This window comes from Flavobacterium sp. B114r (genome assembly GCF_056824125.1).
On the sequence record NZ_CP124858.1, the window covers coordinates 2,562,650 to 2,574,700 of the forward strand.

Annotated in this window: 9 protein-coding genes; all 9 read right to left on the reverse strand. The window is 35.1% G+C overall.

The genetic code is table 11. The features are described from left to right. Nucleotides 1–4: 4 nt before the first annotated feature. A complete protein-coding gene (locus tag QLQ94_RS10960) occupies nt 5–454 on the reverse strand; it encodes a GNAT family N-acetyltransferase (protein ID WP_271335517.1) in 450 nt (149 codons plus the stop codon). A 24-nt stretch (nt 455–478) separates the two neighbouring features. After that, on the reverse strand, nt 479–820 hold the full coding sequence (locus tag QLQ94_RS10965) for a hypothetical protein (protein ID WP_271335516.1): 342 nt from the start codon (nt 818–820) through the stop codon (nt 479–481). A gap of 20 nt (nt 821–840) precedes the next feature. Further along, entirely contained in the window at nt 841–2,106 is a 1,266-nt protein-coding gene (locus QLQ94_RS10970; RefSeq protein ID WP_271335515.1) for an MFS transporter, read from the reverse strand. Beyond that, complete coding sequence (locus QLQ94_RS10975; protein WP_271335514.1) at nt 2,093–3,664, reverse strand: glycoside hydrolase family 10-like protein; 1,572 nt, start codon at nt 3,662–3,664, stop codon at nt 2,093–2,095. Before QLQ94_RS10975 ends, QLQ94_RS10970 begins: the two co-directional genes overlap by 14 nt. Before the next feature lie 299 nt (nt 3,665–3,963). Then, entirely contained in the window at nt 3,964–5,172 is a 1,209-nt protein-coding gene (locus QLQ94_RS10980; RefSeq protein WP_271335512.1) for an anhydro-N-acetylmuramic acid kinase, read from the reverse strand. 69 nt (nt 5,173–5,241) lie between these two features. Beyond that, entirely contained in the window at nt 5,242–6,747 is a 1,506-nt protein-coding gene (locus QLQ94_RS10985) for a sodium:solute symporter (RefSeq protein WP_427401876.1), read from the reverse strand. Nucleotides 6,748–6,772: 25 nt separating this feature from the next. After that, the gene (gene murQ, locus QLQ94_RS10990) at nt 6,773–7,594 is read right to left on the reverse strand and encodes an N-acetylmuramic acid 6-phosphate etherase (protein ID WP_271335509.1); all 822 of its coding nucleotides are present in this window, start codon (nt 7,592–7,594) and stop codon (nt 6,773–6,775) included. Between the two features lie 68 nt (nt 7,595–7,662). Continuing rightward, nucleotides 7,663–8,940, reverse strand: coding sequence for a RagB/SusD family nutrient uptake outer membrane protein (locus QLQ94_RS10995; RefSeq protein WP_271335508.1), 1,278 nt, complete (start codon nt 8,938–8,940; stop codon nt 7,663–7,665). Nucleotides 8,941–8,955: 15 nt separating this feature from the next. Beyond that, on the reverse strand, nt 8,956–12,018 hold the full coding sequence (locus QLQ94_RS11000; RefSeq protein WP_271335507.1) for a SusC/RagA family TonB-linked outer membrane protein: 3,063 nt from the start codon (nt 12,016–12,018) through the stop codon (nt 8,956–8,958). Nucleotides 12,019–12,051 lie beyond the last annotated feature (33 nt).

The following is a 12,051-nucleotide window of genomic DNA, read 5'->3' on the forward strand; positions in this document are numbered from 1 at the left end:
AATATTATAACGCTTTTTTCATGCAAACACTATTATCCATGCTTTCGTACGGTGGATAATTAGGTATTACAGAATAGCCTAGTTTTTGGTATAGATTAATTGCTTCGGGTTGTTTTTTTCCTGTTTCCAGAATGGTATAATTATAGTTTACTTCGGTAGCCCAAATTTCTAATGCTTCGAGCAAAGTTGTTGCAATTCCTTTTTTGCGATAGTCAGGATGTACAAACATCCGTTTGATCTCGACGGTATCATTTTCTTTTTCTCTAAAAGCACCGCAACCCACGGCAATATCATTTTCGTAAAAAACAATTACATGTTTTATAGCATCGGTTTTATTAAACTGATTGTAAAAGGCGTGATCTTCTCCGTCTCTGATTTTTAAATCGCGGTCTAATAAAACAACCAGATTTTTAAAATCGATATCGTCAGAATTCGTTCTTTTTAAGGTGATCATAATAAAATGTACTAAAATTTATTTTTATTTGAGCTTGCTTTTCTTTTGTTTGGCAAGTTGAGCCTTAGTGTGCAAGGCTTTTTCGAGTCGGTTCTTGAAACGGAAAAGTTTTGGTAAACCTTCCAGACGGTCTTCCAGTGTAATTTCTTCGTAAACAATAATGGCTTTTTCTAGAATCCGAATCTCATTATCAAGATCGATTTGGTTTTTGTAGATTGTCGCCAATCGATCATAAGGATGATTTCCTTTAAAACCTTCGGTAATATTTTGTTCGTATAACGCAATTGCTTTCTCAATCTCTCCTGCTTTTTCAAATTCAATTGCTTTCAGGTTTCGTTCAACCTGGATGTTTTCATTGATTTCCATGGGCGTTATATGTATAGCTGTTATGCTGTTTTTTTACCGAAATCTTTTGGAAAAGTTATAAATCGGGATAAAATAATTCCGGGAATTGTAGCCAGAAATACCCAAATGAAGAAATTTCCGTAGCCTAAATATTTCTGAATAAAACCACTTAACATTCCGGGTAACATCATTCCTAATGCCATAAAACCAGTTGCAAGAGCGTAATGTGCTGTTTTCGATTCTCCCTCTGCCACATGAATTAAATACATCATGAAAGCGGCAAAACCAAAACCGTAACCAAATTGTTCTATAATAACAACGGCATAGATGTAATAAACTGATGAAGGATGAAAATGTGCCAATAATATGAAACCAATAATAGGCAGGTGCATCGTTAAAATCATTGGTAGCATCCATTTGGTTAACCCTTGTTTAGAGATTGCAATTCCGCCTAAGATTCCTCCAATGGTTAAAGCTGCAACTCCAAAAGTCCCGTAAATGATTCCAACATCCTGAGTATCTAATCCCATTCCGCCCACATTTACCGGATCAATTAAAAAAGGACTTAACATTTTGATTAATTGAGATTCTCCTAATCTAAACAACAATATAAAAGAGAGTATTAAGCCAATTTGCTTTTTCTTGAAAAAGCTGATAAAGATGGTGATGAAGCTTTTCTCGTTAACGTCTTTTGGTTTTTCTCCTGCATTTATTTCTGTTCTTGGAGTCGAAAAATAATTATATATCGTAATAAAAGTCATTAGTAAACCTACAAAAATCATGGTGTATGACCAGGCTTTGGTATTATCACCATATTTATGTTCGAGATATCCTGCTAAAAGCACGATTAATCCGTTTCCGGCCAGCATTGAGAGTCTGTAAAAAGTACTTCTGATTCCTATAAAAAAAGATTGTTTATCTTCTGGCAATACTAATAAATAGAATCCGTCACTGGCAATATCATTTGAAGCTGATGCAAAAGCAGCAACCCAAAATATGGCTAAGGTCATCATAAAAAAACCGCTGGTTGGGATTGCCAGTCCAACCAATAAAAAGGCAATAGAAATAATAAGCTGCATGGTCAGAAACCATTTTCTTTTGGTTCCTACGATTTCGATAAGAGGGCTCCAAAGTGGTTTTATAACCCAAGGCAGATACAATAAACTGGTGTAGACGCCAATATCTTCATTTGAAATCCCCAGATTTTTATACATAATTACTGATACGGAGATAATTACAGCATACGGCAAGCCAGATGCAAAATTAAGAAGAGGAATCCAAAACCAGGGTTTGTTATCTGTTTTCATTAGGTTGTGCAGGTGTATAAATTTTAAATGTCTTTTTTAAATCGATGGTAGTTGGAGTGCTTTCGTTTGCATAATAATCTATAAATGTTACAGCGCAAGCTTTGTATTGATTCATTTTTTCAGCCGGGATAGAAAACTGAATAGTTCCGTTGGTTTCACAAACTGTAATCTTATCAATTATTTTTGATGGATCATTAATGTCAACTTTCGATGTGCTTTCTCCTCCATATATTACCATATAACGCACTTTTGTATTCAACGGCGCTTTTATGTTGAAAGCATAATGTATACTGTCTTTTTGATATTCATTTACGACAGGAATATCGATGACAATGTGTTTTAAATTAGGAACTGCAGCAGGAAGCGCAGGATATTTGTATTGGTTTTCTTCTAAAATACGTACAAGATCAAAGTTTTTGTTCATGAACCATTTTGAACTGAAATAAGCACTTCCGCTTACTTTTTTGAAACTTCTGGCAAAGTCGATTTGGGTTGGGATTTCATTTATAAAATTCCAGCTTTTATCGCTATCGCCCCTGATTTTGTACGATGCATGACCAATATAAAGTGCAGTATTATTAGAATTTTCAGACCACCATTTTACCAATTTAGAATAAGAAGCTCTTGGGTTGTTCATGCTCCAATACAATTGAGGCAAGATATAATCGATCCATTTTTGATCCATCCATAAAACAGGATCGGCATACAAATCATCATAATTTGATGTCGATTGTGTTTCAGAGCCTTTAGGGTCTGCTGATTTATTACGCCAAACTCCAAACGGACTAATTCCGAATTGAACCCATGGTTTACTTGCTTTGATAGTAGTCGAAATTGTGTGTACAAAATTGCTCACATTCGCACGACGCCAGTCAGAAAGGCTTAAACCTGCACCATATTTTCTAAACGAAGCGGTATCGTTAAATGATTTTCCGGGAACTGTATAAGGATAGAAATAATCGTCAAAATGAATCGCATCGATATCGTATTTGTCAACAACTTCTTTTACGACTTTGGTTAAATGTTCCTGAACTTCAGGCAATGCCGGATCGTAATATAGTTTTCCGGCATATTCTATCATCCATTCCGGATGTTTGAAAATGTCGTGATTAGGGCTTAAAAGATTTTTGTTTAAATCGAAAGTAGCGCGATACGGGTTCAGCCATGCATGAAACTCAAAGCCTCTTTTATGCGCTTCCTCAATCATCCACGCCAATGTATCGTAATATGGGTTTGGAGCTACACCTTCTTTACCTGTTAAAAAACGGGACCAGGGAGCAAATTCTGATGGATAAAAAGCATCACCAACACTTCTGATCTGAACAATTACTGCATTATAATTTAGTTTTTTGTACGCATCTAAAATTTCCAGATAATCTGCTTTTTCTTTTTCTACGCCATCAATAGCCGTTTTTGGCCAGTCGATGTTGACCACAGTTGCAATCCATACCCCTCTGAATTCGTTTTTAGGGTATAGTATTTTTTCTTGTGAATTGGCGCTCCAATTAAAGAACAATAAAAATAGAAAAGGAAATATTAAGTGCTGATTTTTATGCATTTTAATCTTTTTTAACAGAATCCAAAAATAGTTTTTTTAGCGGACTATTTGAAATTATAATTTTGATGTGATATTTTTAATAGTTTACACCTTAAAAACCATGCCTTTTTTATAAAAATAACATAATACTAAACTCTAAATTAGAGTATAAAGTATAGGTAGCTTAATGATTCCGGTATTTGATTCTCGAAAATGGCGCTAATTCAAAAGAATAAGCATAATTATAAGCGTACGATTATTGCTTTTGAAGCAGCTGATTAAATGATACGGTCTTTTATTTTTTTTAATTTAAATTGTATTTAGTCTGGTAATGAAATTTTGCCCATAGTAACAGATGGAATTCCTTTTTGAGTGCCAAAATTAAAGCCGTCTCCGGCGACAGTTTCATTGGCTAAAATAGCAAACAAAACGGCTTCTTTAGCATCTCCGGAAATGCCGAGATCATCACTTTTGTGAAATTTGCAAGGCAATAATTCTTTCAGCCATTTTACTAGCAGCGGGTTATGCGTGCCTCCGCCAGACATATAGATTTTGAAATCTTCAAGTTTATCTAAAGAGTTTTTTACAGAATACTGGATGGCTTCAGCAATTGTTTCGGCACTAAAACGCGTTAAAGTAGCTAATAAATCAGGAGCAGAAATATTGTTGATGTTGCTTTTTGAGAGTGCTGCTTTTACATAATCGGCCCCAAAAAGTTCCGGGCCAATCGTTTTTGGAAATTGCTGGACAAAAAAAGCATTGTCTTTTAAATTGTCTAATAATACCTGATTCAATGTTCCTTTTTGTGCTATTTCAGCGTCTTTGTCGTAGCTTTTTTCAGGATAGTATTGTTTTACAAAAAGGTCAATCAAAGTGTTTCCGGTTCCTGTATCTGTTACAAAAGTTTCTTCGGGGTTTAGGGAAGCGGGTAAAAATGTAAAATTGGCAATACCACCCATGTTAAGCATAATGCGGTTTTCGCCTTTTTTTCCAAATAAAAAATAATCCCCATAAACAGCTAACGGTGCACCTTCGCCACCAGCGGCAATATGTTTTTGTCTAAAATCAGATAGTGTGATAATTCCTGTTTTTACAGCTATATGATCGCCATCTCCGATTTGTAATGTGGCGTTTGGAAATTTTTCAAGTTGGTGTAAAAACTTAGGAGCATGCAAAACAGTTTGTCCGTGTGAGGCGATCAGATCAACTTCTTGTGATGGAATATTCCACTTTTGAAGACAATTATTGATCATCTCAGCATGCAAAAGACCAATCCATTCGTTGAGAACAACCAAGTGCTGAAAATCGATAATTTTCTTGGCAAAAACTTCGCGGATTTCGATTTTGATATCTTCGGAATAATCAATCGTTTCAAATTGACTTAATTTAACGGTTGTCTTTTCACCGGAGCCTGAAATTTCGCATAAAGCGATATCAAGTCCGTCAAGAGAGGTTCCTGACATTAACCCAATAATTTTTCGGGTTTCTTTTTGTGCAATTTTATAAAGTGCATTAATATTTTTATTCATGAAAATTGAATTTTATGAAAACGGTTTCAATTGAAATGCTAAAATCAGATTATTTTAAATACAAACTAATTAAAAAGATATTCTTTCTTCAGAAGTGCTGCTGGTAAAATAAAGTCCAATATAAGTAAAAAGGCCGTTTAGTATGATGAGTTCATTATCAAATGTATATCCGATAAGTGAGGCTGAATGTTCGCTGATAAAATAAGTCAAAACTGGAGCAATGATACAAATTACCGGAACTAATTTATCGTTTACACGCCTTGACTTTTGCAATAATCCAAAAGCGTATAATCCTAATAGTGGTCCGTAAGTATAAGAAGCAGCTTTGAAAATCAGGGTAACTACAGAACTGTCGTTGAAAGAATTTAAAATAATAATAACCAGAAACAGCAATATAGAAAATCCGAAATGTACCAGATGTCTTCTTTTTACATTATTAGTATTAGAGGCATTTTCGGTTTTGTCCATTCCCAGAAAGTCTACACAAAATGAAGTTGTCAGAGCAGTTAGGGCTGAATCTGTTGTTGCAAATGTTGCTGCGATAATTCCTAAAAGAAAAATAAAAGCAGGAACAAGTGATAAATGATTGAGCGCAATTTCAGGAAAAAGTAAATCAGTTCTTGGTTTATTAGTCACTAAATCAAGCGGTACTGATATTCCGTTTTTGTTTGCATAGATGTACAATAAAGCACCTAAACTTAAAAAAATAATATTGATCAGTACAAATACTCCTGTAAAGGTAAACATGTTTTTTTGTGCTTCTCCAATGTTTTTACAGCTTAGGTTTTTTTGCATTAAATCCTGATCAAGACCAACCATTGCAATAGTAACAAAAATTCCCCCCAGAATTTGTTTTACAAAATGATATTTACTGGTCATGAAATCATCAAAGAAAAAAACTTGTGAATAATTACTTTTTCTAATGGTCGAAATGGATTCTATAACACTCAAATTAAGGCTGTCGCACACAAAATAAATGGTGATAAAAACAGAGGTTACCAAGAAGAACGTTTGTAAAGTATCTGTAATAATTATCGTTTTTAAACCGCTTTTGTAGGTATACAGAAAAATAAGTGTTAAGGCTAAAAATACTGTCATTGGAAACGGAATGCCATAGTAATCAAAAACATAGCGCTGCAAGACAATAATCACGAGATACAATCTAAAAGCGGAGCTTACGGTTCTGCTTACCAGGAAAATAGATGCGGCTGTTTTATAACTATTCACACCCATTCGTTGTTCGATATAGCTGTAAATAGAAGTAAGATTCATTCGGTAATAGAGAGGAAGCAGTACTTTTGCGATGATAATAAAACCAATTGCGTTACCTAATACAAACTGAAAATACTTGAATTGTTCTCCGTTTGGAGATCCCACTTCACCGGGAACCGATATAAATGTAACTCCGGATAATGCTGTACCAATCATTCCAAAAGCGACTAAGTACCATTTCGAGTTTTTATTGGCTTTAAAAAACGAATCGTTGTCTTGTCCTTTTTTGCTGATAACATGAGAAATGAATAGCAAAAGTCCAAAATAGACGACTATAAAAATTAATATTGTGCTTGAAGACATTTTGGTTTTTGGTTAGTTGAGGAAATTATTTTTTAGCACTATGGTCTAATAAAACGGCTCGTACACTTTTGTGTTTTTGAAGAAGTTCTGCTGCTAAATCAGATTCGATGTTGAGTTCTTCCATAATCATTTTAATGGCTCTTTTTACTAATTTTTCGTTAGATAATTGCATATCTACCATCTTGTTGCCTTTGATTTTTCCTAATTTAATCATCACCGATGTTGAGATCATATTTAAGGTTAACTTTTGAGCTGTTCCGGCTTTCATACGGGTACTTCCGGTTAAAAATTCCGGTCCAACAACAACTTCTATCGGGTGATCTGCAACCTGAGCAATAAGGCCATTGCTGATACAGGAAATGCTTCCCGTTTTAATATTGTTTTCTTTTGCTTTTTCAAGTCCGCCCAAAACATAAGGAGTATTTCCGGAAGCTGCGATTCCTATGATAAAATCTAAACTTGAAATTTGATATTGAGCCAAATCTTTCCAGGCTTGTTCTGTGTCATCTTCGGCATTTTCAACTGCTTTTCTAATAGCGGTATCTCCTCCTGCAATAATACCAATAATCATATCATGTGGCACTCCAAAAGTAGGAGGGCACTCAGAAGCATCCAGAATTCCGATACGTCCTGAAGTTCCGGCACCAATATAAAACAATCTTCCACCGAGCTGCATCTTTTTTACGATCGCTTTTACCAGTTTTTCAATTTTGGGAATTTGCTGTTCGATAATGTGCGGTACCTTTTTGTCTTCTGTATTGATGTTTTTAAGAAGCTCTTTAACGGTCATTTGATCTAGATCTTTATATAAAGATTCTTGCTCAGTTTCTGGATTTTTATTTTTCATAACAAATAAATTGGGGTTATAGTATAAAAAATCGGGGCATAACAGGATGCCCCGATTTTAGGAGGGTCTTAAATTTTTGGGTCAGCCGGAGTATTAGAATTGTTGTTTCTTTCAGAGTCCGGATAAGGATACCAGTTACGGTTTCTCTCAGCTCCGGTTGTTCCGGCGGCAGGACGCTCAAATCTTCTGCTGTCTTCGAATTTTAAACTGGACATGTACATTTCGATACAACGGTTTCTGTAAATTTCAGTCAAAATAGCAGGTTTGGTAACTGCTCCGGTATATGGTGCAAGGTTTGCTCCAATTCCGTAAGCATCAGCCGCTGCAGTTTTAGTCAAAACTTTATTTAATTCAATAACTGCCTGAGGTAAATTATCTTTTCGGGCATATGATTCTGCTGTAATTAATGTCATTTCTCCCGGTAAATAAGCAGGGATTGGTTTTATGTTAGAATCAAAAAATCCAGTTGCAAGTGTAGGGTTTGAACCCGGTTTGATGTAAAAATTCAATCTTCCGTCAGTACTTGCAGGAGCTAAAGATGCTGGTAATCCCAATGTTAAATCTATTGGTTGGAATACGTTATTAGTCGTGATCGAAACATAAGCAATTGGGTTAGGGCTTATTTGATCAAAAGCAAATACTGATTTTGCAGCAAGATCAACTTTAGCGGCATAAGCAATGGCGTTATCATAGTCTCCCACCATTAAATACGTTCTGGCTAAAAGAGCATAAACTGTGTTTTTATAATTAAGTGTGCTAACTAAACCTGGTGCACCAGTTGCTTTATCCAGCAAAGGCTCTGTTGCTTTTAATATCTTAATAGCCTCATTTAATACATCAGTTCTTGAATCGAAAGTAGCATTTTTTGCCGTTTTTAGCGGAACACTCTGAAAATATTGTACAAGAGTAGTAAGCGCCATTGCCTTAAAAATAGTAGCATGAACAAGAACACTTGATCTTTCAGTTTCGGCTGTTAGAACATCAATATGATCGATTACTTTTTGAGATTCAGATTTAATCACCAAACATTGCGACCATAGATTGTTTACTACGGCATTTTTGGTAGAAAGAACCTCGCCACCAACAGAAAGTTCACCTTCGTCAACATTTCCTGCATTTATAAGTCGGAGTTCTTTTGTTGTAAATCCGTTACCGGTAATGGTATTGTAAACAGGGCTTGTTCTGTCTACAGACCAAAGCTGTTGCAATCCGTTTGCCGCACCAATAATACCTTCTCTGGATCCAAAAACTAATTCCTGAGACGGTTTTGTTGGGTCTAAATAATCTTCGTTGCAGCTAACAAAAAGGGATGCAAAAGCAACTATAGGGATGAATATTTTTTTCATGATGTTTTTATTTGATTAAAATTGAACTTTAACGGCCAATGAATATGAACTAGGAATTGGCACTGTTCCAAAATTGTATTTCGCAACTGAAGATTGTCCGCCTGAATTTGTTTCAGGATCAAAACTGGTAAATTTATCCCATGAAATCAGGTTTCTACCACTTCCGGTAATGCTTAAATCATTAAAGAAATTGTTTAATTTTCCAAAAGAATAACTCAAAGAAACTTCTCTTAATTTCAGGTAACTTCCGTCAACAACTCTAAATTCTTCAACATTATAAACAGACCAGATATATCCACGAGGCAATTCTCCGTTAAGTTCTTTTTGAACCAATGCTCCTGAACCAACACCTTGTCTTGTTCTGTAATCAGCATCAAAAACATCTACGCCCTGAACACCATCAAATAATACAGATAAACTGAATTTTTTGTAGTTTAAATTCGCCCCAAACGAAATGATATAATCCGGATTTGGATTTCCAATTTGTTTGTTCAAAATCGTTCCTGTTGGTTGTCCGTTAGCATCTCTTTGTGCTACTCCGGTATTTACGTCTCCTTTTTCAGTTTGAGGATATCCGTTAGCAGTCAACAATAAACTTCCATCAGTGTTTCTTGCAAAATAAGTACCGTAGTAAATTCCAACTGGTTTATCCATTTCAACAAAAACAGGAGCTCCTGCTAAATTGCTGTCTAATTTAAAACGTTGCTGTGGTAATCCTGTTACTTTATTTCTGTTGCTGCTATAGTTTACAAAAACATCAAGATGCAGGTTTTCTTTTTGGATAAGCGCATATTTAAGATTCAATTCGAATCCTTTATTGTTCATTTGTCCAATGTTTTTAATAGTGTTTGTAGCACCTTCAGAAGCTGCTAACTGAACAGGTAACAATAAGTCGTCAATGTCAGCATTATAATAACTGAATGATAAGTTTAAACGATCTTTTATGAATCCAAAATCACCACCAACTTCATAAGTAACACTTTGTTCTGGTCTTAAATCTAAATTTCCTTGTTTGAAACCTTCGATAGTAAAAGTACTGTTTCCTAAAAGTGTTCCTGTAGAATAATTGGTAAAACGTGCATAAGGTTTAATAGCTGTTAAACTTCCTGATTTACCCCATGATCCTCTAAGTCTTACAGAGCTTACTACATCATGAATGCTTTCCATGAATGTTTCATCAGAAAGTACATAACTCAAACTTGCTTTTGGATAAAACTGAGATCTGTTATCGCTTGAGAAAATGGTCGAAGCATCTTGTCTTCCGGCAACAGTCAGATATAATTTATCTTTATAACCAATCGTTTCCTGAAGGTAGTAACCCCATAAATTGTATTTTGACTGGCTTGAACTTGGTGAACCCGGAATTAAAGTATTAAAAGCATTTATAGTCTCGATAAATGGTTTTAAGTTACGTCCTTCAATCGCTACGAAATTATCACGGTAAGTTTGTACATTATAACCCGCGTAAGTTGTTGCTTTCCAGTTTGAGTTGATATTATAAAGGTATCTTAAATTTAAATCATTATTGAATTGCACTACTCTGTTAGTTGCTTCAGAAACATATCCATCATTATAATAAGCAGGGTTAACGGTGTAGGTATATCTTGGGATAAATACATTTCCTCTTTGGTTGTAATTGTCTAAACCAAAAATCATATCGGCATTGAAGTTTTTAAACGGAACATAGTTCAATTGTAAATCTGTAATAATACGGTCTGTATTTTGTTTGATTTTAAAATCGTCTATGATAGAAAGCGGATTAATCCTGTTAGGATCAACAGCTAAATAATTACCGTTGGCATCTTTTTGTTTGATATCATAAGTATTGTTGGTAATGTTTATAGAGTTTATTGGACTCCAGAAAACGTTTCCATCCGGTTTTTCATTTGAGCCTGAATTAATATAATTCAATCCTACAGTAGCAGATAATTTCGAATTGAAGTCATGTTTCAATCTTACTTTTGCACCGGCTCTTTTAAAATCTGTATTTTTTATAATTCCTTCGTTTACTAAATAACCAAGCGAAGCAAAATATTTTGTTTTTTCGTCTCCGCCTTGTAGAGAGAAGTAAGTGTCAGTTCCTACACCTGTAGTAAAAATATCATCTTGATAATCATATCGCTGAACGTTTGTAGTTCTGGTTTCAAGATCTCTTCCCAATACATTTACAGTAGTTGCGCTTGCAGGATTGCCCTGGATAGGAAACAAAGCTGGCGAAGTACTCACAAATTGTTTGTCAGACATATTCATGTCTAATTTTTTTCTAATTTGATTTGAGGTTACACTAGTAGAGAAAGTATATTTAGTTTCGCCTGCAACACCTTTTTTAGTAGTAATCAAAACAACACCATTTGCAGCTCTTGAGCCATAAATCGCTGCAGCGGCTCCTCCGTTTAATACTTCAACACTCTGGATGTCGTTAGGATTAATATCAGACGATCTGTTTTGACCAATTTGCATATTAGAGTTTCCGGAAGTTACATTCAGGTTGGTAACGTTTGTAGTTGCATTATTCAAAACAACACCATCAATAACATATAATGGGTCAGAAGAACCTAATATAGAAGAAGTTCCTCTAAGTTTGATGCTGAAACCACCTGCTGGATCACCTGAGTTTTGAGAAACCTGAGCTCCGGCAATCTTACCTTGCAAAGCTGTAGAAAGTCCGCCTGGTTGCGCCTTTACTAAATCTTCACCTTTTAAGCTTGTCACTGCGTTTCCTAACTCTTTACGAGTAGCACGCACAGTAGATCCTAATACAACAACTTCAGAAAGTGTGTTCGTCTCTTCTGCCATTTTAAGATTGACTACACTGGAGTTAGCTGAAATTTTAACTTTTTTAGAAGCAAATCCAACGAAGCTAAAAACCAGTGTTTCATTCTGGTTTACAGCGATGCTAAATTTTCCATCTAAATCTGTTACCGTACTTTTAGATGTTCCTTCAATAAGAACAGATACTCCTGGTAGAGAAAGTCCGTCAGATTCACTTGTAATTGTACCGGTTACGGTTTTTGATTGGGCAAATATGGGTTGCGCAAACAAAATAATTCCAAATAAAATAAATAATAGTTTTTTCATTTTATAATTTTTGTTTAGTTAGAGAACCGAAAT